Origin of the sequence: Herbaspirillum lusitanum (genome assembly GCF_026127345.1) — a bacterium.
GTDB classification, from domain to species: domain Bacteria; phylum Pseudomonadota; class Gammaproteobacteria; order Burkholderiales; family Burkholderiaceae_D; genus Herbaspirillum; species Herbaspirillum lusitanum.
Window position 1 is genome coordinate 640,106 of the sequence record NZ_QXFG01000008.1, and the last position, 23,707, is coordinate 663,812.

A 23,707-nucleotide genomic window follows, 5' to 3' on the forward strand; every position below is an offset into this window, starting at 1 on the left:
TCATCGGCGCTGCTTTTGCGTTAGTCTTTTGCCAAACAAGACAAGATCGCAAGATCGACTACAGGAGACAAGCATGGATTTTGAACTGAACGAAGACCAGTTGGCCTTCCAGGCCAGCGCGCGTGATTTCGCCGCCGGCGAGATGGCGCCGCACGCGGCCCGCTGGGACGAGGAATCGCATTTTCCCGTCGACGTCATCGCCAAGGCCGGCGAACTCGGCTTCTGCGCGCTGTACACCCCGGAAGAAGTCGGCGGCCTCGGCCTGTCGCGCCTCGACGCCACCGTGGTGTTCGAAGAACTGGCCTATGCTTGTCCGTCGACGGCGGCATTCCTGACCATCCACAACATGGTGAGCTGGATGATCGCCTCGTGGGCCACGCCTGAAGTCAAGGCGACCTGGTGCGGCGATCTCGCCGCGGGCACGAAGATCGGCTCCTACTGTCTGACCGAACCGGGTTCCGGCTCTGACGCAGCATCGCTCAAGACCACCGCCAAACTGGTGGACGGTCACTACATCATCAACGGTTCCAAGGCCTTCATTTCCGGTGCGGGCGCAACCGACGTGTTGGTGCTGATGGCGCGCACCGGCGGCGACGGCGCCAAGGGTGTCTCGGCCATCGTGGTGCCGGCCAATACGCCCGGCATCAGCTACGGCAAGAAGGAAGTCAAGATGGGCTGGAACAGCCAGCCGACGCGCACCATCAGCTTCGACAACGTCAAGGTGCCGGTCAACCACCTGCTCGGCGCTGAAGGCGAGGGCTTCAAGTTCGCGATGAAGGGACTCGACGGCGGCCGCATCAACATCGCCACCTGTTCGGTCGGCGCGGCGCAGGCGGCGCTTGATGCGGCGCATGCCTACATGAAGGAACGCAAGCAATTCGGTCGTCCGCTCGCCGACTTCCAGGCGCTGCAATTCAAGCTGGCCGACATGCAGACCGAGCTGGTCGCCGCCCGCCAGATGGTGCGTCTGGCAGCAGTCAAGCTCGATTCCAAATCGCCCAACGCCACTACCTATTGCGCGATGGCCAAACGTTTCGCCACCGACCTCGGCTTCAAGATTTGCAATGAAGCGCTGCAGATCCACGGCGGCTACGGCTACATCCGCGAATACCCGCTGGAGCGCTATTTCCGCGACGTGCGCGTGCACCAGATCCTGGAAGGCACCAACGAAATCATGCGCGTGATCATCGCGCGCCATCTGCTCAGCAACGACTCCAATGAGGACATTCGATGACCAGTTATACCAATTTGCGTCTTGAAAAAATCGGCCATACCGCCATCGTCACGCTGGCCAATCCGCCGGCCAATACCTGGACGCGCGAAGGCCTGATCGATCTCAAGAGGCTTGTCACGGATCTCAACGAAGACCGGAACATCTACAGCCTGGTGGTGACGGGCGAAGGCGAGAAATTCTTCTCCGCCGGCGCCGACCTGAAACTGTTCGCCGACGGCGACCAGGCATTGGCGCGTGAAATGGCGCGTCGTTTCGGTGAAGCGTTCGAGACGCTGAGCCAGTTCCGCGGCGTCTCGATTGCCGCCATCAACGGCTATGCCATGGGCGGCGGTCTCGAATGCGCGCTGGCCTGCGACATCCGCATCGCCGAGACGCAGGCGCAAATGGCCTTGCCGGAAGCGGCGGTGGGATTGTTGCCTTGCGCCGGCGGCACGCAATTGCTGCCGTTGCTGGTTGGCGAAGGCTGGGCCAAGCGCATGATCCTGTGCGGCGAACGCGTCACCGCCGAGACCGCCTTGCGCATCGGCCTGGTGGAAGAAGTGGTCGAGAAGGGACAGGCGAAGCAGCGCGCGCTGGAACTGGCGAAGCTGGTCGACAAGCAAAGCCCGTCGAGCGTCGCCGCCAGCAAGAAGCTGATCCAGGGCGCGCGGCATCAGCCGCCGATGGCCAACCTGCCGGTGGAGCGCGAATTGTTCCTCGACCTGTTCAGCACCGAAGACCAGAAAGAGGGCGTCAATGCCTTCCTGCAAAAGCGCAGTGCGGAATGGAAGAATGGCTGATGCTGTTGCATTGACCTTAAGTTGGCGTTTTGCAAACAACGAAAAAGCCGGGAGTGAAAACTTCCGGCTTTTTTTGTGTTTCCAAAGGTTGCACTGCAATATATTTTGTCTCACCCATGGCATGATAACGATCGTTCTTTTTGCTTTTGATCTTAATTTACTGGTAAGACCATTCAAGTTCGTACTTCCTGCAGTCATAAAAATATGAAACAGCAAATCATCACACTCGGCGGCGGCGGTTTTTCGACGGAGAGCGATCCTTCCCTCGACGAATACATTCTCAAGCAAGCCCGCACTGCGCATCCCCGCATCGGCTTCGTGCCGACCGCCAGCGGCGACGCGCCGGCTTATCTCCTCAAATTTTACGCACGCTTTGCAGCACTCGATTGCATGCCGACGCATCTGCCGTTCTTCGATCGCACGCCGGACCTGCGCGAATGGGCCATGGCGCAGGACGTGATTTTCGTCGGCGGCGGCAACACCAAGAGCATGCTGGCGGTGTGGCGCGCCTGGGGCTTCCCGGCGATCCTCAAGGAAGCGCTGCAAAGCGGCACCGTGCTGGCGGGCGTGAGCGCCGGCGCAATGTGCTGGTTTGAACACGGCGTGACCGACTCCAACGCCGGCGTGCTGGCGCCGCTCGACGGTCTCGGTTTCCTGCGCGGCACCTGCTGCCCGCATTATTCCCATGAACCGGAACGCCGACCTGCGTTCGAGGCTTTCGTACGCGAAGAAAAACTGCCGGCCGGTGTGGCGGTAGATGACGGTGCAGCCCTGCATTTCATCGACGGCAAACCGGTGCGCGTGGTTGCGGGCAGAGCCGGCGCGGGCGCCTACCTGGTCAGCAAGCAGGGCTCGGTGATGTTGGCAGACAGTCAATCATCAAATTAAGTCGCGGGAACTGACGCCGTGCATCGGCGATCTCCTTTCAGGTACATGAACAGGAGTCGCCTATGGAAATACCGTATCTCAAAGACCTTGAGCCAGGTCCGCTGCAGTCCGGACTGATCGTCGCGGTAGCCGTCGTGGTCGCGATTCTGCTGGCGATGGTCGTGCATCGCATCGGCATCTTGCTGTTGCGGCGGCTGGCGCACAACCGGCCGTTCACCACCAACGCGACACATATCGCGTTTCGCGCCAGCCAGGTGTGCGTGGCCTTGTTCGCCGTACGCGTCGTGCTGACTGCGGCGCCGGACGACACACCGGGCTTGCGCTCGCTGTCTTACATCAGCTCGGTGGCGCTGATCGTGGCGCTCACCTGGTGCGTGATGAAGTGCATCGAGTCGGTCAGCATCACCATTACCCAACTCAATCCTTACGACGTCGCCGACAATCTCAAGGCGCGCCGCATCCTGACGCAGACGCGCGTACTCACGCGCAGCGCCTATTTCATCGTCGGTTTGCTGGGCCTGGCCTTCGTGCTGTTGACTCTGCCGGGTGCGCGCCAGTTCGGCGCCAGTCTGCTGGCCTCGGCGGGCGTGGCCGGGCTGGTTGCCGGTATCGCGGCGCGGCCGGTGCTGGGCAACTTCATCGCCGGCCTGCAGATTGCGTTTTCGCAGCCGATCCGTATCGACGACGTGTTGATCGTCAACGGCGAATGGGGACGTGTGGAAGAAATCACCGGCACCTTCGTGGTCGTGCGCATCTGGGACGAGCGGCGCATGATCGTGCCGCTGCAATGGTTCATCGAGAATCCCTTCGAGAACTGGACGCACACCTCGTCGACCATCCTCGGCACCGTCTTTCTGTGGCTGGATTTCAAGCTCCCGGTGGCGGCGCTGCGGGCCGAGTTCGAGCGCGTCTGCAAGGCCGCGCCGCAGTGGGACGGGCGCGTCTGCGTGCTGCAAGTGACCGATGTCAACGAACGCGCGATGCAAGTACGCATGCTGGTCAGCGCGCAGAATTCGGGCAACGCCTTCGACCTGCGCTGCGCGATCCGCGAATCGATGATCGCCTTCCTTGCCGAGCATCATCCCGAGGCCTTGCCGCGCCTGCGTTCTGCGATTGATCCGGTCGAGCTGACACCGTCCACTTTGGCCGACGCCGGGGTGCACGACAAGATCCTCGACGGCGCACCGACGCAGCGCTGATGCCGCCGGAATAATCGCCCGGAATCGCCTATACTTGCGCGATTCCGGAAACAGGCAGCAAGGCAGCAGTAACGTGACGCAACAACGAGCAGGTTTTCTCCTCACCAGGCACTGGCGCGACACGCCGGCCGGGACCGAGGTCGAGTTCTGGCTGGCGACTGATGACGGGCCGCAACTGGTGCGCCTGCCGCCGCAGCATTCGGTCGCTTTCATTCCCGCAGAACAACGCGAACAGGCCGAAGCACTGCTGCGCAACGAGCGCGAGGTCGAGCTGCGGCCGTTGCAGTTGACCGACTTTTCGCATCGTCCGGTGCTGGGGGTGTATTGCCGGCAGCATCGCCAGCTGATCAAGATCGAGAAGCAGTTCCGGGACTATGGCCTCGCCATTTACGAGGCCGACATCCGTCCGCCGGAACGCTATCTGATGGAGCGATTCATCACGGCGCCGGTGCTGTTCAACGGCGACGCCAACGGCACGGGTCCGCTGCTCAACACGCAGCTCAAGCCAGCCCCCGACTATCGCCCGCAACTGAAGCTGGTGTCGCTCGATATCGAGACGACCATGGGCGGCGACCTGTATTCGATCGCGCTGGAAGGCTGCGGCCAACGCCAGGTCTACATGCTGGGGCCGCCCAACGGCGACGCCAGCGGACTCGATTTCGACATGGAATACTGCGACACCCGCGCGCAGATGCTGGAGAAACTGAATCAATGGATGGCACGGCACGACCCCGATGCCATCATCGGCTGGAACGTGGTGCAGTTCGACTTGCGCGTGCTGCGCGAGCATGCCGCGCGCTTCGGTATCCCATTGCGTTTCGGCCGCGACGGCAGCGAGCTGGAATGGCGCGAGCACGGCTTCCAGCAGAATCATTATTTCGCGTCGGCGGCGGGGCGGTTGATCATCGACGGCATCGAGGCGCTGCGTTCGGCGACCTGGAGTTTCCCATCGTTCAGCCTGGAGTCGGTGTCGCAGACCCTGCTCGGTGAAGGCAAGGCGATCAACAACGCCTACCAGCGCATGGATGAAATCGATCGCCGCTTTGCTGAAGACAAGCCGGCGCTGGCGACCTACAACCTGAAGGATTGCGAACTCGTCACGCGCATCTTCGCCAAGACCGAATTGCTGAGCTTCCTGCTTGAACGCGCCTCGGTGACGGGCCTGCCGGCCGACCGCAACGGCGGCTCGGTGGCGGCGTTCGGCCATCTCTACATGCCGCACATGCATCGCCTCGGATTCGTCGCGCCGAACCTGGGCGATACGCCGGGCGAGCCCAGCCCCGGCGGTTTCGTGATGGATTCGCAAAGCGGTTTGTTCGACTCGGTGCTGGTGCTCGATTACAAGAGCCTGTATCCGTCCATCATCCGCACCTTCCTGATCGATCCGGTCGGCCTGATCGAAGGGTTGGCGCATCCTGGCGACGCCGACTCGGTGCCGGGTTTCCGCGGTGCGCGTTTCTCGCGCAGCAAGCACAGCCTGCCGGCCATCGTCGAAAAAATCTGGCAAGGCCGCGAAGTGGCCAAGCGCCAGCAGAACAAGCCCTTGTCGCAGGCGCTCAAGATCATCATGAATTCGCTCTACGGCGTGCTCGGCTCGACCGGTTGCCGCTTCTTCGATGCGCGCCTGGCGTCGTCGATCACGATGCGCGGGCACGAGATCATGCACCGTACGCGCGAGCTGATCGAGGCGCAGGGTTATGAAGTCATCTACGGCGACACCGACTCCACCTTCGTCTGGCTCAGGAAGGCGCACGACGAAGCGTCCGCCGACGCCATCGGCAATGCGCTGGTGCGGCATGTCAACGACTGGTGGGCGGCGCATCTGAAGGAAACCTACGGCCTCGACAATGCGCTCGAGCTGGAATACGAAACCCACTATCGGCGCTTCCTCATGCCCAATGTGCGCGGCACCGACTTCGGCAGCAAGAAGCGCTACGCCGGCATGATCATCAAGCCGGACGGCCGCGAAGAAATGATCTACAAGGGACTGGAGTCGGTGCGCACCGACTGGACGCCGCTGGCGCAGCAGTTCCAACAGGAGTTGTATCAACGCATCTTCCGCCGCGAGCCGTATCAGGATTACGTGCGCGACTACGTCGAACGCACGCTCAGCGGCGCGCTCGACGACGCCCTGGTGTATCGCAAGCGCTTGCGGCGACCGCTCGACGCCTATGAGCGCAACGTCCCGCCGCACGTGCGTGCCGCGCGCATGGCCGATGAGTACAACCGCGAACAGGGTCGGCCGCTGCAATACCAGGACGGCGGCTGGATCAGCTACGTCATGACCACCGCCGGCCCCGAACCGCTGGAGACGCGCCGCGCGGCCATCGACTACGACCACTACGTCACGCGCCAGCTGCAGCCGGTGGCCGACGCCATCCTGCCGTTCTTGCAGGATGATTTCGGCGCGCTGGTCGGTGGGCAGAAGGAACTGTTCTGATCGCAGCAGCAGGGATTTGCTGATCCGTTCGATGCCCGCTTTCTGCAGACGCAAAAAAGCCCGCCGGTGAAGCAAGCGGGCTAACAGGAGACTACCGGTAAGCGATGATTACAGGTACTGCACTTCAATCGTGGCCGAGCCGTCGAGGTCGATGTTCTGCGTCAGCGGCAGGTTGTCGCCCTTGTCCAGCACGGCGGTCACGCCGAGGTTGCCGGACATGGTCTTGTACGAACCCGGCACGGTCGAACCGGTGGCGGCGAACGACTGGCGCGCGCTGCCGTCGGCGTGGAAGCGGCCGTAGGTCGACTTGGTCCAGGTGTTGTTGTTGGCGGCGTCGGCCACCACGTCGGGAGTAGCGCCATCGGCCGTGAACGAACCCACGATGGTGCGCACGCTGTAGGCGCCGATGTTCTTGCCGCCCGCTGCACCCAGGCCGTAGGCATGCTTGTCGGTCAGGTTGGAGTTGATCGCGGTCATCAGGCCGTTGACGACGGTCGATGCCTTGTTGTCGATGGCGCGCACGGCGACCTTGGTTGCTGCATCGCAAGTCACGGTAAAGGCGATGGTCTTTTCAGCCAGCACGTTCGGTGCGGTGGCGCTCAGGCCCTTGGCGGCGATGGTGCCGTAGTCGACCACGTTGGTGCCGGTGAAGCTTGGTGTACAGGCCGACGGACGGATCACGCCCTTGACCTTCAGTTCGGCGGTCTCGGCGGCTTGCGCGGCGAAGGACACCAGCAGGGAAGCAGCCAGGGCGGAGAAGAGGGCGATTTGCTTGGTCATGATCGTTTCCTTAAGTAGCCAGAATGAGTTGAAGTTCGTTTGCATTCGTTTTGCTTCAGCAGCTTGTGTTTGCTTAAGCAGTGAAGCCATTTTGACGATTTAAGGATCGGATTTATATGAGAAAACTCTCAAAAAACAGGTGTTGCGAAAATGTTGATGTTACAGATGAAAACTCCCGGCGCCAGGCCGGGAGCGGGTTGCAGAGGGAGAACGGGGTTTTGTTGCCTTGAGGAATGCCGGCAAGATGTTTAATTCAGTGCTTCCTTGGCGGCTTCTTCTGGCGTCAGGCCGTCATAGAACAGGTCGGTGAACCATTCGACTTCTTCCTCGATGTGTTCTTGCGCCTGCTCCAGCGTGGCGCCGCCTTTGACGAGGAATTTTTCAACTTCGGTACACCACTGGATCAGGGCTTCGGTTTCCGGATCGAGCTTTTCTTTCTTGGGCATGATGATTTCCTTGTTTCGTTGTTGCAGGGCGGTGTTATCCGGATGATCTTGCAAGCATAAGCCAAAGCGCGCCAGGGCGCTGCAGCCGCTTCAGCCAAGCGCCGCCCACAGCAGCGACAAACCTGAAGTCAGCAGCAGCAGGTCCAGCAGGCGCTGGAAATTGGCTTCGCTCATTTTCATGACGAAGACCTTGCCGAGGAAAGTGCCGGCCATCAGCGACGCCCCCACCAGCAAACCTTGCAGGAACACCGACAAGGGCATTGCACCGAGTTCGCGGAAGGTCAGCACCTTGCTGACATACAGCAGCAGCGAACTGGCCGCTTCGGTGGAGAGGAAGGCGCCCTTGCTGAGGCCGTAGGCGGTGAACACCGGTACGCTGAGCGGTCCGGTCGACAGCACGATGCCGGTCAGGTAGCCGATGACAGCGCCGGCCAGCGCCAGTTGCCAGAGGCGGACGCTGAAGTTGCGCTTTCTGATCCAGTGACGGAACGGGATCATGACGATGAAGAACAGGCCGAGACTGACGTCGATGAAGTGCGGAGGCAATTCCAGCAAGGTGCGCGCGCCGAGCGCCGCCGCCGGCACGCCGGGGATGGCATACGCCACGAAGGCGCGCCAGTCGACCACGCGCCACCACGCCAGCACGCGCGACAGGTTGGCCATCGCGGCCGCCACTGCCATGATGGGGACCGCCTGCTTGGGGCCGAAGTTGTAGACCAGCACCGGCAGCAGCATGATGGAAGAACCGGTGCCGATGATGCCGCTGACCATGCCGGCGATCAGGCCGACGCTCAGGACGAAGATATAAGCTGCCACGGGGTGTTCTGAAGAATTTTTATGGAATGCCGCGGCGGTATTGTACGCCGTCGCTTGACACCCCGTGGCGGCCTTGTTGCTGTGGGCTATGGCCGTTCGCCGGCCTTGAGTCGCGCGGCGATGGCGTCGACCACCGCCGGCAGGTCCGCCACCGAGTCGATTACATAATGGGCGCCGGCTTCGCGCAGGCGCATTTCAGCCAGCGCCTTGAGCGCCTTGATCTGCTCCGGCGACAACTGCGCCAGTTCGGCCCTGGTGCAACCGACTTCGTTACCGGACAGCGAGACGCCGACGCTCCACATGCCGGCACGGATGCCTTCCTCGATGCCGGGCACGGTGTCGTCAACCTTGATGCAGGCGGCGACGTCGCCGATCTTCAGCGCCAGCATGTTGGCCAGCGCCATGTAGGGACCGGGGCGGCCGCCGGCTTCCAGTTCGTCACCGGCGATCACATGGTCGGGCGCGATGCCTTCGGCCGCTGCCAGCGGCAGCAACACGTCCAGCACCTGGCGCGGATAGCCGGAGCAGGAGCCGATTTTCAGGCCCCTGTCGCGCAGCCAGGCAAGCATATCGGCGGCGCCGTCGATGGCTTGGGAGTATTCACCGACCTTGGCGATCTGCATCGGCATGAAGCGCGCATAGATGGCGTCGACATCGGCGTCGCCCGGCAGAGCGCCGTGGCATTCCTTCCATTGACGGGCGATTTCAGGGTTGTCGAGCAGGGTGCGGATGTGCTGCCACTTGGACAGGCCCATCGGACCGCGCGCCTGTTTCAGCGAGATGTTCATGTCGAAGCTCTTGAAGGCATCGACGAAAATTTGCGTCGGCGCCAGCGAGCCGAAATCGACCAGCGTGCCGGCCCAGTCGAAGATCACTGCCTGCAGATCGATGGGGGCATGGAGGGGACGTGTCATGGGAATTCCTTTGCGGTCAAAAATGCGATCAAGAGTGGAGGGCGGCGATGAAGTTGCGTCCGCGCGGGCCTTGCAGCGCGCGTTGCACCCGCGCGTCCCAGGCTTCGGCGACGCCGTAGTGCGCGGGATCGGTACTGACGCCCAGGCTTTCCAGGAACGCCGACAGCACGGCGACGGCTTGCTGCGCATCGGCGGCGTCGAAGATGTCCAGCAGCAGGGCGTCGACGGCGTCATCGTTGCCGAAGGCCAGCGCCATCACGTGCGGCAGCGAGAACGAGCAGGCGATGCCGTGGGCAACGCCGTGGTGCAGCGTGATGTCGTAGGACAGCGAATGCGCCAGCGCGGTCTTGGTGTTGGAGAACGCCAGGCCGGCTTGCAGCGCGGCGGTGGCCATGCGTTCGCGCAGCGCAAGGTCGTGCGGATGCGCCATGAGATCGGGCAGCGTGGCGACGATGCTGCGTGCGGCGGCGGCAGCCAGGCTGGACGAGACCGGATTGCGGTTGACGTTCCAGATCGACTCCAGCGCGTGCGACAGCGCATCCAGGCCGCTGGCCAGCGTGATGCCCGGCGGCAGGCTCAGCATCAGTTGCGGATCAATAATGGCGGCGGTCGGCCAGGTCCATGATTGATGCAGCGAATACTTGCTGCCGGCGTCGGCATCCCAGATGGTGGCCCAGGGCGTGACTTCGCTGCCGGTGCCGGCGGTGGTGGGGACGGCGATCAGCGTCTTGGCGCCTGCGCCTGACAAAGCGTCGCCGTCGCGCAGATGCGCCAGCAATTCATCGAAGCGTCCCGAAGGTGTGCGCGTCAGCATGGCCTTGGCGCAGTCGATCACGCTGCCGCCGCCGAAGGCGACGATGCAATCGACGTCACGGTGTTCGCGCCACACGCGCTCATACATCGCGGCGAGCCAGCTGACGTCGGGATTCGGTTGCACGGCGTTTTCAATGCCGGCCAGTTGCGGGCCGAGCAATTGCGCGATGCGCGCTTCCAGTCCGAGCGCGGCGGCTTCGGGGAACGTGATCAGCAGGGCGCGCCTGCCGTTGAGCAGCGCCGGCAATTGCGCCAGGCTGCCGCTGCCGGCCTGGATAGCGACCGGGTTGTGATATTTCCACATGGGTTTCTTTGCTAAAAATGGGAGCGTGAAAATTAATGGACCTTGCCGTCCTGGATCATCTGGCGCAGGCGGCTGGAGATGGTGTCGGCAACCACCACCATCAGCGTCACGACCACGATGCAGGTGGCGGTGTCCTGGTACTTGAACAGTTTGAGGCTGCTGACCAGTTCGAAACCGAGGCCGCCGGCGCCGACCATGCCGAGCACGGTTGCCTGGCGCAGGTTGACCTCAAAGCGATACAGCACGGTGGCGATCCAGGCGGTGATGACCTGCGGCAGCACGCCGAAGACGATCACCTGCAGCGGACGGGCGCCGGTGGCGCGCAGGGCTTCCAGCGGGCCGTCGTCGATTTCCTCGATGCTTTCGGCAAAGAACTTGCCGACCATGCCGATGCCGTGCAAGGCCAGCGCCAATACGCCCGGGAAAGGCCCGAGGCCGACCGCGGAGACGAACACCAGCGCCAGGATCAGCTCGTTGATGCTGCGCGTGACGTTGAGCATCTGGCGCACGGCCTGATAGACGATGCGGTTGCGATTGAGGTTGCGTGCCGCCAGGAACGACACCGGGATGGCGCCGATTACGCCCAGCAACGTGCCCCAGATGGCGATTTGCACGGTTTCCACGGCGGGGCCGACCAGATTGCCGAGGATCTTCCAGTTGGGCGGGAAGGAGCGGCTCAGGAAGTCGCCGATCTGCGGCAGGCCGTCGGCCAGTTCGCCCCAGCTCAGTTGCGTGCCTTGCGCGCTCCAGGCGAGGATGAAGGCGACTGCGGCCACGGCGGCGATCGACAGCAGCCAGGAGCGCAAGGTCAGCGGACGGGCGCCGGTCCAGACGTAGTCGTGATAGCTGGCGCGGTCCATGTTGGCAGACAAGGGCGTGCTCATGACAGGGCTCCTTCCAGGATCATTTCCGACGGTGCCGATGGTGCCGACGGCGGTCGCGCGGCGTCTGTTTCGTCCTGCGCCTTGACCTGATCCAGGCCGGAATAGATGAGATTGAGGTGCGACTCGCGCAGCTCGTCGCCGCGGCCGTCGAACACCAGCTTGCCGCCGGCCAGGCCGACGATGCGGTCGCCGAATTCACGGGCGTAGTCGACCTGATGCAGGTTGCAGACCACGGTGATGCCGAGTTCGCGGCAAGCGGCGCGCAGGTATTGCAGCACCAGGCGCGAGGTTTTGGGGTCCAGGCTGGCGACCGGTTCGTCGGCCAGGATGACTTGCGGACGCTGCGCCAAGGCGCGGGCGATGCCGACGCGCTGGCGCTGGCCGCCGGAGAGCGCATCGGTGCGTTGTTCGGCCTTGTGTTCCAGTTCGACGCGGCGCAGGCAATCCATCGCCAGCGCCACATCCTGGCGGCTGAACAATTGCAGCACCGAACTCAGCGTCGCGGTCTGGCCGAGCCGGCCGGTCAGTACGTTCTTCAGCACCGACAGGCGCGGCACGACGTTGTGATGCTGGAAGATCATGGCCACTTGCTGGCGCAACTTGCGGATGTTGCCGTTGCGCGCATCGGTGGCGTCGAATCCGGCCGCCACCAGTTCACCGGAAGTCGGCGTGGCCAGGCCGTTGATACAGCGCAGCAAGGTCGACTTGCCGGCGCCGGACGGTCCCAGCACCACCAGGAATTCTCCGGGAGCGACATCGAGGTCGATGCCGCGCAGTACGGCATTGCTGCCGTATTGCTTGGTGAGCGAACGGATCCTGATCATTTCATTGCCTTGAGGTCGAGATTGAGGATTTTGGCGGTATCGCGCACGACGTTGTAGGCGGCGTCGTTGGTCGGCACGAAACCGTTCAGCACGCCCTGGTCGCCCCATTCGACGTTCTTGATGTTGGCGAAAGCGGCGGCGATCTTCTTTTTCAGTTCGGGATCCAGATCCTTGCGCCAGACCATCGGCGATTCAGGAATGTCCGGCGAAGTCCAGACGATGTTGAAGTCGCTTTGCTTGACCACGCCCTTGGCGATGGCGGCGGCCAGGATGCGGTCGGCCACGGCGGCGGCGTCGACCTTCTTGTTGGCGACGGCGAGGATGCTGGCGTCATGCGAACCGGAGAAGATCACGCGGGAGAAATACTTGTTCGGTTCGACGCCTTGCTTTTGCAGGCCGGCAGTCGGGAACAGATGGCCGGAAGCCGACGATGGATCGACGAAGGCCATGGTGCGGCCCTTGAGTTGCGGCACGGTTTCGATGCCGCTGTCCTTGCGTACGATGATCAGGCTCTTGTAGGCGCTCTTGCCGGTCTTCCTGGTTTCGGCGACGGAGAAGGCTTCGACGTTGGCGATCGAGGTCGCCAGCACATAGGAGAACGGGCCGAGGTAGGCGACGTCCAGTTTCTTCGAACGCAGCGCTTCGATGATGCCGTTGTAGTCGGTGGCGATGAAGGGCTTGACCGGCATGCCCAGTTGCTCTTGCAGGCTGTCGATGACCTTCTTGCTGTTTTCCAGCATGGCCTGGGAATCTTCGGCGGGGATCAGGCCGACGGTCAGCTGTTGGGGCTGGGCGGCGAATGCCGAGCTTGCGGAAATCAGGCTAAGGCACAAGGCCAAAGGACGGAAAAGGGCGGAGAGACGTTTCATGATGCTCCTGGCGGCGGTGAGTGAGGTCCGTCCTGTGAGGATGGGCTTGTGTTCATGACTATTAACTGACCCTAAGATTAGGGAGGTTTTGTGACGCCTTTATTATCGATATAATCAGGAGATTGACGATTACCTATTGATTGGATCTATAGATGACGCCTTCGCAACTCCGTGCTTTCCTCGCCGTTGCCCGCAATCGCGGTTTCAGCGCTGCGGCGCGCACGCTTGGCGTCAGCCAGCCAACGCTGACGTCGCAGGTGCAGGCGCTGGAACGCCAACACAATGTCGAACTGTTCTATCGGCGCGGTCGCCGTCTCGACCTGACCGATACCGGCCAGCGGCTGTTGCCGATCGCCCAAAAGATCGCCGAGCTCGAACTCGACGCCTACAACCTGCTGTACAACTCCGGCGTGCTCAATATCGGCCACCTGAAGCTGGGCGCGGTAGGGCCGTTCCATGTGATCGAAATGGTCGATGCCTATCGCCGCAAGTTCCCCAACGTCGAGCTGTCGATCCGCATGGGCAATTCAGCCGAGACCATGGCCGATCTCGAGAATTACGTTACCGACGTCGCCGTGCTGGCCAGCTTCAACGACGATCCGCGCTTCGTGGCGGTGCCGTATGCCGATCACGCCATCGTGGTGTTTGCCCACGTCGACCATCCGTTCGCCAGGCTTGATGCAATCAGTTTGCAGGATTTGCATGGCCAGCCGATGGTGATGCGCGAGCAGGGTTCAACCACCCGGCTGGCGCTGGAGAAGGTGCTCAAGGAAGCTGACGTCATGCCGCGCGTGGTGATGGAGATCGGCAGCCGCGAAGCGCTGCGCGAGGCGGTGGCGCGCGGAATCGGGCTGGGTGCGGTGTCGGAGGCGGAGTTCGTGCCGGATCCGCGTCTGAAATTGCTGCGGATCGAAGGAAACCCGGTCAGTACTCATACCTATATTTATTGCCTGGCCGATCGCAAGGACAGCCGGCTGGTGGCGTCCTTCCTGGAGCAGGTGGCGACGCTGTAAGGGTTCAGGCTGCGGTGGCGGCTATTTCTGCGATTCTGCGATGCGTTCCAAAACGAATTGGCGCATCAGGTCGAGCACCGCCTGCGGCTGTTCATGATGCGGGGCGTGGCCGCAATCGGGGAGCATGGCTTTGTGCGCGGGTGCGCCGTTTCCCTTGGCGATACCGGACACAATGGCGTCGACCTGGGCCGGCGTGCCGTACTGGTCGTCGATACCTTGCATCACCAGGGCAGGACAGTCGATGCGCAGCAAGTCCGCCTCGATATTCCAGCCGGCGAAGGCAGGCGAGAGCCAGGTGTCGGACCAAGCCTTGAACATCTGTTCGGTCTTGTCGCCATGATATTTTTGCAATCCCTTCAGCTTGCCGTCGGCATAGGCGCGGTCGGCTGCGCGGATGCCTTCCAGCGTCACCGATTCGACAAAGACGTGCGCGGCTTCGGTGACGATCGCCTGCAGCAGGGGCGGACGTTGTGCAGCATGCAACAAGGCGATGCTGCCGCCGTCGGAATGGCCGATCAGGATGCAGGCTTGTCCGGGCAACAAGGCGGTCAATACCTGCGGCAGTTCATCGAGCGCGTAGCGATGCAGATAATCCGGCTCACGCCTATGTTGCAGTGCATCGGAAAGACCGTAGCCGAGACGGTCGTACAGCAGCCCGCGACAGCCCGTCGCCGTACACAAGCGTTGCGGAAAATCCTTCCACATTGCAGTGCAACCCAAACCTTCGTGGAGGAACACCAGCCAGGGTTTTACGCGATCGCCGTCGATGATTTCGTAGTGGATTCGTTGTCGTTTGTTGTTCGTCAGGAAAGGCATCGGGACCGGGTTTGCGAATCGAAAGAACAGTTAGTTTTTCATGTTTTCAAAACGCAGTGCAAATATCTTCAAATCTCTCCCGCGCAGAAAAATAAATCTGCTATCTTTATAAACGGCACTGACCTGAAACCACAAGGAGACGCATATGGATTTGGTTGAAAAATTCGACGCCAAAGGCAAGACAGGAGGCGCTTATCACGTCGAGGTGTACCAGACGGAACTGGAAGAAGCCGACAAGGCCGCTCCGCCCGGACTAAAGACCTACAAGCTGGCTGACGGCCGCGCGCTTGATCCCTTGTCGGACGCCAAATTCAAGATTGTCCAGACCGGCGAAAAGATTTACCGGGTCTGACAGGATAAAGAAGCGCGCGCAAGCGCAAAAACTCAAACGGCAGACTTCGCGTCTGCCGTTTTTTATGGGATCGAGCCAACCGAGTTCTTAACCTGAGGTCGGCTTGCGGTAACCGCCCTCGACCCAACGCTCGGCGCTGGCGGCGCTCAGTTTGAAGTTCGGCGCCACCTGCGCCTTGGCCAGCATCTCGCCCATGTCGTCCCATGCCTTCAGGTCGGCATACGGAAAGTCGTCGTCGGGCACGATGTCCAGCGTCACCTTGATACTGCCTTCCGGACCGTCGACGGTGACGTGCTTGTGCAATTGCGCATGCAGCTGCTGCTCGCTGCGGCGACGGAATTCCGAAGCGGTCTTCACCAGCGTGTTGAAGGCGTTCTTGTCCATCGGTTTCGGGTTCTTCTTGTCGCGGCCCATGGTCCACGGACCGATCAGCGTCGGTTCGCGTTCGCCTTCACGCGTCATTTCCACCGCCCAGCCGTCATCGTCGTCGTTCTTGATGATGCGCGCGGTCCAGCCTTCATCGCGCCACAGGCGCGGCTCGTGGATGACATCGGAAATGTCGGTATCGGTATCGGGGGATTCTGGCGCGAGGTCGGACATGAGAGGCTCAATGAAGCAAAGTCCGCCATGATACGACAGGTTTGCAGATAAACTCCCGGACATGGAAATCGAACTCAAACTATTGATCGCCGCCGAGGACGTGCTTGCTTTCTGCGCCTTGCCCTTGCTGCAGCAACACGCCGTCGGCGCCGCCACATCCCAGGACTTGTTCAGCACCTATTTCGACACTCCGACGTTGCACCTGAAGCAGCACCGCTCGGCGCTGCGCGTGCGCAAGGCCGGGGCGTTGTGGATCCAGACCTACAAGGGCGGCGGCAGCGTCGCGGCGGGCCTGCATCAGCGCCACGAATGGGAATGCGAAGTGGCCGGCCCACGGATCGAGTTGGACAAGCTGCTGCCGCTGGTCGACAACCCGGCCGCCCGCGCCGCGCTGGAATTGCCCGGGCTGGCAGCGCAGTTGAAGGCAGTCTTCGCCACCAGTTTCCGTCGCACTGCCTGGCAATTGCGCTTGCCGCAGGGGACCGAAGTCGAGCTGGCGCTGGATCAGGGCGTGGTCGAAGCAGACGGTCGCACGCTGCCGATCTGCGAGATCGAGCTGGAGCTGAAATCGGGCCAGACCGACGAACTGCTGGCGTTTTCGCAGGCGCTGCGGCAGGCGATTGCCTTGGCGCCGAGCAATGTCAGCAAGGCCCAGCGCGGTTTCGCCTTGCGCTTCCCGGGCAAGGACAGTTCGCTGTAACGACGCCCCGGCTGCGTTGCAAGGCCTGATCAAGGCTGCAACATTTTCTCCCGACAATTTTCCCCGACATTCGGATGAGGTCCCGTTCCGGCAGTGGCATGGATGCTGCTTGCCTGGAAGAGGACGGCAAACTTCGCTGATTTGCACAGCAGTGGTGCAAATCGAGGGGGGGCCGTCACGGATTCGATTCATCCAAGACAGGGGAACCCATGAACACCATCGCCGCAGCCGCGCCTGCCCATATCGACATCGCCGTGGAAGAACGCGACGTCACTTTCCGTCGCGTCGTCTGGCGCATCGTCCCGTTCGTCACGCTGATCTGGTTCCTGGCCTGGGTCGACCGCGTCAATGTCGGTTTCGCCAAGCTGACCATGATGAGCGACCTGCAATGGTCGGACGCCGTCTACGGCGCCGGTGCGGGGATTTTCTTCATCGGCTATTTCATCTTTGAAGTGCCGAGCAACCTTGCGCTGCAAAAATTCGGCGCGCGCAAGACCATCATGCGCATCACCATCGGCTGGGGCATTACCTGTGTGCTGATGGCGTGGGTGCAGACCGCGACGCAGTTCTACTTCCTGCGTTTCCTGATGGGCGCGTTTGAAGCCGGCCTGCAACCCGGCGTGATCCTCTATCTGACCTACTGGCTGCCGACGCACCGGCGCGGCAAGGCGCTGGGGATCTTCGTCTCGGCCTCGGCGGTCTCGCTGGTGGTCGGCAGTCCTCTGGCCGCCTACATCATGGAGTTGTCGCAGGGCCTGGGCGGTTTCAAAGGCTGGCAATGGCTGTTCCTGATCGAAGGGATCCCTTCGATCCTGGCCGGCGCGGCGGCGTATTTCCTGCTGACCGATCGCCCGCGTGATGCGCACTGGCTCAATGACCGCGAAAAGGAACACGTCGAAACCGAACTGGCCGCCGAAGACCAGGCGCTCGGTCCGCGCGAGCACAGCTTCTTTGCGTCCCTGCGCAGCGGGCGCATGTGGGCGCTGATCATGGTGTTCTTCTGCATCATCGCCGGCAACGCCACGCTGGTGTACTACGGCCCGAGCCTGGTCAAGGAAGTCGGCTTTACCGACATCAAGACGCTGGGCTGGGTGATGGGCGGGATTTATTGCTGCGGCTGGCTGGGCATGCTGATCAATGGCTACTTGTCGGACCGCAACAAGGAAGTGCGCATCCACACCGCGGTGGCGGCAGCGATCGGCGCGCTGGGTTTGCTGCTGGCGGCATATTTCCTGGGCGAGAAGAGCGCCGCCGGCGTGGTGTTCGCACTGGCGCTGTCATCGGCCGGCACGATGGGCGCGATTCCCGTGTTCTGGCAATTGCCGGGACGTTTCCTGTCGGGTACGGCGATCGTGGTCGGCCTGGCGGTGATCAATTCGGTGGCCAATCTGGCCGGGTATTTTTCGCCGCAGCTGCTGGGTTATCTCAAAACCACCACCGGGCAATACGGCAAAGGCCTGACCACCATCGCCATCGTGGAGTTGATGGCGACGGTGATGATTTTTGCCTTCATCAGCAAGACCTCGAAACTCGCAAAATAAGCGTCGGAAACCAAGTGTCGGAAACGCTCACAGATCCGGCGGTGGCGGCGCCAGCACATCGCGGCTGCCGCTTTTGGACATTGAGGACAGGATGCCGGCGGCTTCCATCTGTTCCACCAGGCGCGCGGCGCGATTGTAGCCGATGCGGAACTGGCGCTGCACCGAGGAGATCGAGGCGCGCCGGCTGCGCGTGACATAGGCCACCGCTTCGTCGTAGAGCGGATCGGCTTCATCGCCGGGTTCGCCGAACATGTCGGTTTGCTGCGGCTCTTCCGAGGCCGGACCGGCCAGGATGGCTTCCTCGTATTGCGGCTCGCCGTGGGCCTTCAGGTGTTCCACCACGCGATGCACTTCCTCGTCCGACACGAACGCTCCATGCACGCGCTGCGGATAACCCGATCCCGGCGGCAGGAACAGCATGTCGCCGTGGCCGAGCAGGGTTTCCGCGCCCATCTGGTCGAGCACGGTGCGCGAGTCGATCTTGGACGACACCTGGAAGGCCACGCGGGTCGGGATGTTGGCCTTGATCAGGCCGGTGATCACGTCCACCGAGGGACGCTGCGTCGCCAGGATCAGGTGGATGCCGGCGGCGCGGGCCTTTTGCGCCAGACGAGCGATCAGCTCTTCGATCTTCTTGCCGGCCACCATCATCAGGTCGGCCAACTCGTCAATCACCACCACGATCATCGGTAAGGGATCGAGCGGCTCGGGCGCGTCGGGCGTGAGCGAGAACGGATTCTTCACGCGCTTCTCGGCGGCGATGCCGTCGGCGATCTTCTGGTTGTAACCGGCCAGGCCGCGTACGCCCAGCGCCGACATCAGGCGATAGCGCTTGTCCATTTCGGCGACACACCATGACAGCGCATGCGCGGCCAGCTTCATGTCGGTCACGACCGGCGCCAGCAGGTGCGGAATGCCGTCGTAGACCGACAGTTCCAGCATCTTCGGATCAATCATGATCAGGCGCACGTCATCAGGCGTGGCCTTGTACAGCAGCGACAGGATCATGGCGTTGATCGCCACCGACTTGCCGGAGCCTGTCGTACCGGCCACCAGCATGTGCGGCGCACGGGCGAGGTCAGTCGCCACCGGGACGCCGGTGATGTCCTTGCCCATCGCCAGCGTCAGATGCGACGCCGAGCGCGCATAGGCTTCGGACTGGATGATTTCGGCCAGGCGAATCATCTGGCGCTTGGGATTGGGCAGTTCAAGACCCATGCAGGTCTTGCCGGGAATGGTTTCCACCACCCGGATCGAGGTCAGGCCGAGCGCGCGCGCCAGGTCCTTCATCAGGTTGACGATTTGCGCGCCGCGCACGCCCAGCGCCGGTTCAATTTCAAAACGCGTGATGACCGGGCCGGCGTAGGCGCCCAGCACGGTGACGGGGACCTTGAATTCCTTGAGGCGTTGTTCGATCAGCTGGCCGATTTCCAGCAGCTGGGTTTCGTCCATCTCGACCGGCATGTCGCTGCCCTGGTCGAGCAGTTCGATGCCGGGCAGGGGAACCTCGGTCGGACGATACGGACGAGCCGGAGCAGGAATCGGCGCAGCCGGCTGGGCTGCGGGCGCTTGAGTCCAGGTGCGGATCTGCATGGGCGCAGCGGCAACAACTGGTTCCTGGATCGGTTCTTCAAATAGCAAAGCCGGAGCCGGTGATGGCGCAGCGTAGGCCGGTTCAGGGATTTCGATGATGTCCGGTTCAATGCGGGTGTCGATGATGTTGAATGGCTCGGGCGCGGTGATGACTTCCTGCTCCGGCGCGGCGGGATGGAAGGCGGTGGTCTGGGGCACAGTCGGCGGCAGGACCGGAATAAGACTCGGAGCAACCGGAGAAGCAATGACCGGCTCGACAGGCGCTACCGGTTCATGCGCGCGCAGCGAGGCGCTCAGCGACGTCGGAATCGCCTGGCTGCGGTCGCTGGCGGTGCTGATGCGGACCTTGGTGCTGCTGCCGGCGATGGGCGTGATCTTCGGTTTACTGATGAGGCTGGTGGCCAGCGACGGCTTGGGTGCCGCATTATGGGCCCGGGCCGGAGTTTCGGCTTGCGGGATGGAAGCCGAGCGCGCCAGCATGGCCTGTGTCGGGCGCAGCGATTCGAACGCGGCCCATTCGGAGGCTGGACGCGCCGGTCGTTTGGGCGGTTCGGCCTTGTGCTGCGAAGCGCCCGGCCAGTTACCGGCAGGATTGGCGGCGCGCGGCAATTCATTGGGTAGCGGCCAGGGATCGCGCTTGCGGGTCAGGTTGCCGAAGGCAGGCGAGGCAGGCGAGCCAGACGGTTTCGATTGCGCAGGTGGAGGGCGGTGCGATTGCGCGGCCGGCATGTTGCGAATGGTGGGGGCGATATTGGCCTGGGTGCGGCGCGGCACCGATGCCTGCAGCGGCAGGGAACTGGTATCGGCATCGAGGTCGGGCCTGGTCTTGCGGCGGCCGAACAGCCAGAACAGGCCGATCAGTCCTGTTGTCAGCAATGCAATCACCGCGATCAGCTTGCCGAAGGCGGCGGTGACGTTGCGTGCGAGCGCCTGCCCGAACAGGTCGGTTTCCAGCATGGCATCGCCCTGCGAGCGCAGCATGGCCTCGATCGCGCTGCTGGCGCACAGGACCGCCAGGGTGCCCAGCCAGATGCGGATGGAGCCGCGTCCGCGCAGGCCTTTTCCGGACAATAAAGACAGTAATACTCTGCCCAGCAGGGGCAGTATCCACAGGAACGACCAGCCGAACCAGTCAAGTAAAAATAAGCGCATCCCGCAAGTTTACAGGAAGCGGGCGCTCAAGCTGAAATTTAAGCTGAAACTTAAGATGAAAAAATCCCGCTTCCCTGACCCAAAGCCAAGGAAGCGGGAGTGCGGGCGCAAGGATTTACTTTTCCAGCGGCACCGTCAACGGCTTGCCGTCCTGCACCAGCGACCAGACCAGCAACTTCGCCGGTTTGGTGGCGCTGGCGTTGCGCGACACCAGGTGCGGCGTGTCCGGCGCTTCATACCAGGACTCGCCCGCCTTGTAAGTCACCGGCGCGCCGCCCTGCAGCTGGGAGACCACTTCGCCTTCCAGCACGTAGGCGAAGATCGAGCCGGGATGGCGATGCGCCACCGAGCTTTGGCCGGGACCGTAGGCGACGACCGCCATGACGCCGCTTTTGCCGGGCGCATCGGACAGGGCCTGATGCTGCAAAGGCGTGACGACTTCATCGCCATGTTTGCCGTCGTGGGCGCCGGCGCTGGCCACCATGGCCAGCAAAACGATTAGAAGCGCGCTTTTCGCTGTAGAAATGAATCGCATGTCAGGCTCCTTGTCCGTCGCTGTTTCAGGCGACCGGCATCTTGCGGAAGCCGATGGCGAAACGGTTCCAGGCATTGATGGTATTGATGGCCAGGGTCAGGTTGACCAGTTCGGCATCGGTGAACTGGGCGCGCGCCAGGGCATAGTCCTCGTCGGGAGCGCCGGTTTGCGAGATCAGGGTCAGCGATTCGCTCCAGGCCAGGGCGGCGCGCTCGCGCTCGGTGAAGAACGGGGTTTCGCGCCAGACCGGCACGGCGTACAGGCGGCGTTCGGTCTCGCCGGCCTTGCGGGCGTCGGCGGTGTGCATGTCGACGCAGAAGGCGCAACCGTTGATCAGCGACACGCGCAGGCGGACCAGTTCCAGCAGGGAGGTTTCGAGGCCGAGCTTGCCGACCACGTTTTCGAGGGCGATCATGCCCTTCAGGACTTCAGGGGATGCTTTGTAGAAATCGACGCGTTGTTCCATGGCGATGCTCCTTGGTAAGTTAAGTAAATTAAATCAGTCAGTGAAATCGTTGTGGCCGGTGTGTGTTTGCTTGGCCAGTGACGTCATCATAAGGAGACCACTCCCGGTCGCGGATAACCAATTCCTCGAAAAAACAGGAGACCACTTTCGATCGCCCGGCTAGAATCGCCGAGGAAGCATAAGCAGCAACAAGCAGCAACAAGCCGCAACCAGCAGCGAACAACAAACAAAAACACAGCAGGGAGCAGCCCGCATGGAATTGCACATCGTCATCGAAGGCAGCAAGGATCTGGCCGGGCAGGTTTATCGCCAGCTGCGCGACGCCATACAAAGCGGCCGCCTGGCGCCGGGAGAACAGGTGCCGCCGTCGCGTCTGTTGGCAATACAACTGGGCCTGTCGCGCAAGACCGTATCGGAAGCCTATAGCCGCCTGACGCTGGACAAGCTGCTGGTGGGCCGGACCGGCAGCGGCACCTTCGTCAATGCGCCGCCCGAGCCGAAATCCAAGCCGAAACGTTTTGAAAGCGGCGACCTCGCCTCCGGCAAACTGATCGCGCATTGGCTCGATCAGTCGTTCCCGCTGCTGATGCGGCATGTCGGTCCGGAAACGCGCTCGCAATACGATTTCATGGGCGGTATTCCGGTGCGCAGGCAATTCCCGCAGGAAGAGTGGCGTCAATGCGTGCTGTATGGCTTGCGCCAGATCAGCGAATCGTGCGGTTTCTATGCCGAGACCGAAGGCTTGCCGGCGTTGCGTGAAGCGATCGCACGCCACGTCTCGTTCTCGCGCGGTGTGCAATGTACGGCCGCCGACGTGCTGGTGACCAACGGCGCGCAGCAGGCGCTGGACCTGATTGCGCGGGTGCTGGTGGAGCCGGGCAGCGTGGTGGCGGTGGAGGATCCCGGCTACCCGCCGGCGCGCATGCTGTTCTCGGCGCAAGGAGCCCGGGTGGAGAGCGTGCCGGTGGACGGCGAAGGGATGCAGGTCGATCTGATTCCGGACGGCACGCGGCTGATCTACGCGACGCCGGCGCATCAGTTCCCGCTCGGCATGCCGATGAGTCCGGCGCGGCGTGCGGCCTTGCTGGCGCGTGCGCGTGAATTGCGGGCCATCGTCATCGAAGACGACTACGACAGCGAGTTCCGCTATGAAGGCCGGCCGATGGATTCGCTGCAAAGCATGGACCAGGATGGGCTGGTGGCCTTTGTCGGCACATTTTCCAAGTCGATGAACCCGGAGTTGCGCGTCGGCTACGTGATTGCACCGCCCTCGATTTTGCGCGCCATGACCGTGGTCAAGGGCCTGTCGGACTGGCATACGCCGACCATGACCCAATGGGCGATGGCCAGGTTCATCGACGAAGGCTATCTGCAAAAGCATATCCGACGCTGCCACGGCATCTATGTCGCGCGGCGCGAAAAGCTGCATGCCGCGCTCAACGGCACGCTCAAACCCTGGATGTGCGCGGTGCCGACCACCGCCGGCTTCCACCTGGCGGCGCGGATGACGGCCAAGGTCGACATGACGCAACTGCTGCGGCTGGCGCGCCGGGTCGACGTCGCACTGTACACGCTGGACGAGTTCTATTACCGGGTCAAGCCCGAGCCCGCGCTGTTCTTCGGCTATGGCGCCATCGAGTCGCTCGACATCGAGACGGCGCTGGGACGCGTGAAGACGATCCTGGAAGAACTTGGCAATTGAGCGGCAGTTAAGCAGCAACTGAGCAGCAACTACGCAGCCGACACTTC

General features: G+C 62.5%; 23 protein-coding genes. 10 read left to right on the forward strand and 13 right to left on the reverse strand.

Features of this window, described 5'->3' with window-relative positions; translation table 11 throughout:
- Nucleotides 1–73: 73 nt before the first annotated feature.
- From DXT88_RS11385 to DXT88_RS11405, 5 genes are all read left to right on the forward strand, one after another.
- Nucleotides 74–1,234: an acyl-CoA dehydrogenase family protein gene (locus DXT88_RS11385; protein ID WP_265213462.1), complete on the forward strand. Its 1,161-nt coding sequence runs from the start codon at nucleotides 74–76 to the stop codon at nucleotides 1,232–1,234.
- The gene (locus tag DXT88_RS11390) at nucleotides 1,231–2,013 is read left to right on the forward strand and encodes an enoyl-CoA hydratase (RefSeq protein WP_265213464.1); all 783 of its coding nucleotides are present in this window, start codon (nucleotides 1,231–1,233) and stop codon (nucleotides 2,011–2,013) included. Before DXT88_RS11385 ends, DXT88_RS11390 begins: the two co-directional genes overlap by 4 nt.
- Before the next feature lie 204 nt (nucleotides 2,014–2,217).
- Complete coding sequence (locus DXT88_RS11395) at nucleotides 2,218–2,901, forward strand: Type 1 glutamine amidotransferase-like domain-containing protein (protein ID WP_016832051.1); 684 nt, start codon at nucleotides 2,218–2,220, stop codon at nucleotides 2,899–2,901.
- A gap of 62 nt (nucleotides 2,902–2,963) precedes the next feature.
- The gene (locus DXT88_RS11400; protein ID WP_265213466.1) at nucleotides 2,964–4,100 is read left to right on the forward strand and encodes a mechanosensitive ion channel family protein; all 1,137 of its coding nucleotides are present in this window, start codon (nucleotides 2,964–2,966) and stop codon (nucleotides 4,098–4,100) included.
- 73 nt (nucleotides 4,101–4,173) lie between these two features.
- Entirely contained in the window at nucleotides 4,174–6,540 is a 2,367-nt protein-coding gene (locus DXT88_RS11405) for a DNA polymerase II (RefSeq protein WP_265213468.1), read from the forward strand.
- Nucleotides 6,541–6,648: 108 nt separating this feature from the next.
- Here the strand turns inward: DXT88_RS11405 and DXT88_RS11410 are convergent, their stop codons facing one another.
- The 8 genes from DXT88_RS11410 to phnD all read right to left on the reverse strand — a co-directional run bounded on the left by DXT88_RS11410 (nucleotide 6,649) and on the right by phnD (nucleotide 13,190).
- Nucleotides 6,649–7,320: a DUF1120 domain-containing protein gene (locus DXT88_RS11410; RefSeq protein ID WP_265213470.1), complete on the reverse strand. Its 672-nt coding sequence runs from the start codon at nucleotides 7,318–7,320 to the stop codon at nucleotides 6,649–6,651.
- Between the two features lie 248 nt (nucleotides 7,321–7,568).
- On the reverse strand, nucleotides 7,569–7,766 hold the full coding sequence (locus tag DXT88_RS11415; RefSeq protein ID WP_029363050.1) for a hypothetical protein: 198 nt from the start codon (nucleotides 7,764–7,766) through the stop codon (nucleotides 7,569–7,571).
- 90 nt (nucleotides 7,767–7,856) lie between these two features.
- A complete protein-coding gene (locus DXT88_RS11420) occupies nucleotides 7,857–8,582 on the reverse strand; it encodes a sulfite exporter TauE/SafE family protein (protein WP_265213471.1) in 726 nt (241 codons plus the stop codon).
- 86 nt (nucleotides 8,583–8,668) lie between these two features.
- Entirely contained in the window at nucleotides 8,669–9,496 is an 828-nt protein-coding gene (phnX, locus tag DXT88_RS11425) for a phosphonoacetaldehyde hydrolase (RefSeq protein WP_265213473.1), read from the reverse strand.
- A gap of 28 nt (nucleotides 9,497–9,524) precedes the next feature.
- Nucleotides 9,525–10,613, reverse strand: a complete 1,089-nt coding sequence (gene psrA, locus DXT88_RS11430) for an iron-containing alcohol dehydrogenase PsrA (RefSeq protein ID WP_265213475.1) — start codon at nucleotides 10,611–10,613, stop codon at nucleotides 9,525–9,527.
- Between the two features lie 32 nt (nucleotides 10,614–10,645).
- Nucleotides 10,646–11,497: a phosphonate ABC transporter, permease protein PhnE gene (gene phnE, locus DXT88_RS11435; RefSeq protein WP_265213477.1), complete on the reverse strand. Its 852-nt coding sequence runs from the start codon at nucleotides 11,495–11,497 to the stop codon at nucleotides 10,646–10,648.
- The gene (gene phnC, locus DXT88_RS11440; RefSeq protein ID WP_265213479.1) at nucleotides 11,494–12,321 is read right to left on the reverse strand and encodes a phosphonate ABC transporter ATP-binding protein; all 828 of its coding nucleotides are present in this window, start codon (nucleotides 12,319–12,321) and stop codon (nucleotides 11,494–11,496) included. The genes phnE and phnC overlap by 4 nt, the downstream gene beginning before the upstream one ends.
- Nucleotides 12,318–13,190 carry a phosphonate ABC transporter substrate-binding protein gene (phnD, locus tag DXT88_RS11445; RefSeq protein WP_265213481.1) on the reverse strand — a complete coding sequence of 291 codons (873 nt, stop codon included), beginning with the start codon at nucleotides 13,188–13,190 and terminating at the stop codon, nucleotides 12,318–12,320. The genes phnC and phnD overlap by 4 nt, the downstream gene beginning before the upstream one ends.
- Before the next feature lie 152 nt (nucleotides 13,191–13,342).
- Between phnD and DXT88_RS11450 the strand changes: the two genes are divergently transcribed.
- Nucleotides 13,343–14,203, forward strand: a complete 861-nt coding sequence (locus DXT88_RS11450; protein ID WP_265213484.1) for a LysR substrate-binding domain-containing protein — start codon at nucleotides 13,343–13,345, stop codon at nucleotides 14,201–14,203.
- Between the two features lie 21 nt (nucleotides 14,204–14,224).
- On the opposite strand, the gene DXT88_RS11455 is transcribed toward DXT88_RS11450, so the two are convergent.
- Nucleotides 14,225–15,019, reverse strand: a complete 795-nt coding sequence (locus DXT88_RS11455; RefSeq protein ID WP_265213486.1) for an alpha/beta fold hydrolase — start codon at nucleotides 15,017–15,019, stop codon at nucleotides 14,225–14,227.
- 145 nt (nucleotides 15,020–15,164) lie between these two features.
- On the opposite strand from DXT88_RS11455, the gene DXT88_RS11460 reads away from it, so the two are divergent.
- Nucleotides 15,165–15,371: a hypothetical protein gene (locus DXT88_RS11460; protein ID WP_016832526.1), complete on the forward strand. Its 207-nt coding sequence runs from the start codon at nucleotides 15,165–15,167 to the stop codon at nucleotides 15,369–15,371.
- Between the two features lie 87 nt (nucleotides 15,372–15,458).
- Here the strand turns inward: DXT88_RS11460 and DXT88_RS11465 are convergent, their stop codons facing one another.
- A complete protein-coding gene (locus DXT88_RS11465; RefSeq protein ID WP_265213489.1) occupies nucleotides 15,459–15,971 on the reverse strand; it encodes a hypothetical protein in 513 nt (170 codons plus the stop codon).
- A gap of 61 nt (nucleotides 15,972–16,032) precedes the next feature.
- Between DXT88_RS11465 and DXT88_RS11470 the strand changes: the two genes are divergently transcribed.
- Together DXT88_RS11470 and DXT88_RS11475 are read left to right on the forward strand one after the other, a co-directional pair.
- Nucleotides 16,033–16,671: a CYTH domain-containing protein gene (locus DXT88_RS11470; RefSeq protein ID WP_265213491.1), complete on the forward strand. Its 639-nt coding sequence runs from the start codon at nucleotides 16,033–16,035 to the stop codon at nucleotides 16,669–16,671.
- A gap of 209 nt (nucleotides 16,672–16,880) precedes the next feature.
- Nucleotides 16,881–18,212, forward strand: coding sequence for an MFS transporter (locus DXT88_RS11475; protein WP_265213494.1), 1,332 nt, complete (start codon nucleotides 16,881–16,883; stop codon nucleotides 18,210–18,212).
- A 27-nt stretch (nucleotides 18,213–18,239) separates the two neighbouring features.
- On the opposite strand, the gene DXT88_RS11480 is transcribed toward DXT88_RS11475, so the two are convergent.
- The 3 genes from DXT88_RS11480 to DXT88_RS11490 all read right to left on the reverse strand — a co-directional run bounded on the left by DXT88_RS11480 (nucleotide 18,240) and on the right by DXT88_RS11490 (nucleotide 21,958).
- Entirely contained in the window at nucleotides 18,240–20,957 is a 2,718-nt protein-coding gene (locus DXT88_RS11480) for a DNA translocase FtsK (RefSeq protein ID WP_265213496.1), read from the reverse strand.
- A gap of 115 nt (nucleotides 20,958–21,072) precedes the next feature.
- Nucleotides 21,073–21,492 carry a cupin domain-containing protein gene (locus DXT88_RS11485; protein WP_040503090.1) on the reverse strand — a complete coding sequence of 140 codons (420 nt, stop codon included), beginning with the start codon at nucleotides 21,490–21,492 and terminating at the stop codon, nucleotides 21,073–21,075.
- A gap of 25 nt (nucleotides 21,493–21,517) precedes the next feature.
- Nucleotides 21,518–21,958, reverse strand: coding sequence for a carboxymuconolactone decarboxylase family protein (locus DXT88_RS11490; RefSeq protein WP_016832519.1), 441 nt, complete (start codon nucleotides 21,956–21,958; stop codon nucleotides 21,518–21,520).
- A 253-nt stretch (nucleotides 21,959–22,211) separates the two neighbouring features.
- Here DXT88_RS11490 and pdxR point away from each other — a divergent pair, with 253 nt between their 5' ends.
- Nucleotides 22,212–23,660, forward strand: a complete 1,449-nt coding sequence (gene pdxR / locus DXT88_RS11495; protein ID WP_265213501.1) for a MocR-like pyridoxine biosynthesis transcription factor PdxR — start codon at nucleotides 22,212–22,214, stop codon at nucleotides 23,658–23,660.
- The last annotated feature ends 47 nt before the right edge of the window (nucleotides 23,661–23,707 follow it).

Excerpts from the sequence above, each read along its gene's own strand:
- pdxR (WP_265213501.1), top strand. The coding sequence starts at position 22,212 with ATGGAATTGCACATCGTCATCGAAGGCAGCAAGGATCTGGCCGGGCAG.
- DXT88_RS11480 (WP_265213496.1), bottom strand. The coding sequence starts at position 20,957 with ATGCGCTTATTTTTACTTGACTGGTTCGGCTGGTCGTTCCTGTGGATA.
- phnX (WP_265213473.1), bottom strand. The coding sequence starts at position 9,496 with ATGACACGTCCCCTCCATGCCCCCATCGATCTGCAGGCAGTGATCTTC.
- phnD (WP_265213481.1), bottom strand. The coding sequence starts at position 13,190 with ATGAAACGTCTCTCCGCCCTTTTCCGTCCTTTGGCCTTGTGCCTTAGC.
- phnC (WP_265213479.1), bottom strand. The coding sequence starts at position 12,321 with ATGATCAGGATCCGTTCGCTCACCAAGCAATACGGCAGCAATGCCGTA.
- DXT88_RS11470 (WP_265213491.1), top strand. The coding sequence starts at position 16,033 with ATGGAAATCGAACTCAAACTATTGATCGCCGCCGAGGACGTGCTTGCT.
- DXT88_RS11410 (WP_265213470.1), bottom strand. The coding sequence starts at position 7,320 with ATGACCAAGCAAATCGCCCTCTTCTCCGCCCTGGCTGCTTCCCTGCTG.
- psrA (WP_265213475.1), bottom strand. The coding sequence starts at position 10,613 with ATGTGGAAATATCACAACCCGGTCGCTATCCAGGCCGGCAGCGGCAGC.
- DXT88_RS11395 (WP_016832051.1), top strand. The coding sequence starts at position 2,218 with ATGAAACAGCAAATCATCACACTCGGCGGCGGCGGTTTTTCGACGGAG.
- DXT88_RS11400 (WP_265213466.1), top strand. The coding sequence starts at position 2,964 with ATGGAAATACCGTATCTCAAAGACCTTGAGCCAGGTCCGCTGCAGTCC.
- phnE (WP_265213477.1), bottom strand. The coding sequence starts at position 11,497 with ATGAGCACGCCCTTGTCTGCCAACATGGACCGCGCCAGCTATCACGAC.
- DXT88_RS11390 (WP_265213464.1), top strand. The coding sequence starts at position 1,231 with ATGACCAGTTATACCAATTTGCGTCTTGAAAAAATCGGCCATACCGCC.
- DXT88_RS11450 (WP_265213484.1), top strand. The coding sequence starts at position 13,343 with ATGACGCCTTCGCAACTCCGTGCTTTCCTCGCCGTTGCCCGCAATCGC.
- DXT88_RS11485 (WP_040503090.1), bottom strand. The coding sequence starts at position 21,492 with ATGCGATTCATTTCTACAGCGAAAAGCGCGCTTCTAATCGTTTTGCTG.
- DXT88_RS11475 (WP_265213494.1), top strand. The coding sequence starts at position 16,881 with ATGAACACCATCGCCGCAGCCGCGCCTGCCCATATCGACATCGCCGTG.
- DXT88_RS11490 (WP_016832519.1), bottom strand. The coding sequence starts at position 21,958 with ATGGAACAACGCGTCGATTTCTACAAAGCATCCCCTGAAGTCCTGAAG.
- DXT88_RS11385 (WP_265213462.1), top strand. The coding sequence starts at position 74 with ATGGATTTTGAACTGAACGAAGACCAGTTGGCCTTCCAGGCCAGCGCG.
- DXT88_RS11455 (WP_265213486.1), bottom strand. The coding sequence starts at position 15,019 with ATGCCTTTCCTGACGAACAACAAACGACAACGAATCCACTACGAAATC.
- DXT88_RS11465 (WP_265213489.1), bottom strand. The coding sequence starts at position 15,971 with ATGTCCGACCTCGCGCCAGAATCCCCCGATACCGATACCGACATTTCC.
- DXT88_RS11415 (WP_029363050.1), bottom strand. The coding sequence starts at position 7,766 with ATGCCCAAGAAAGAAAAGCTCGATCCGGAAACCGAAGCCCTGATCCAG.
- DXT88_RS11460 (WP_016832526.1), top strand. The coding sequence starts at position 15,165 with ATGGATTTGGTTGAAAAATTCGACGCCAAAGGCAAGACAGGAGGCGCT.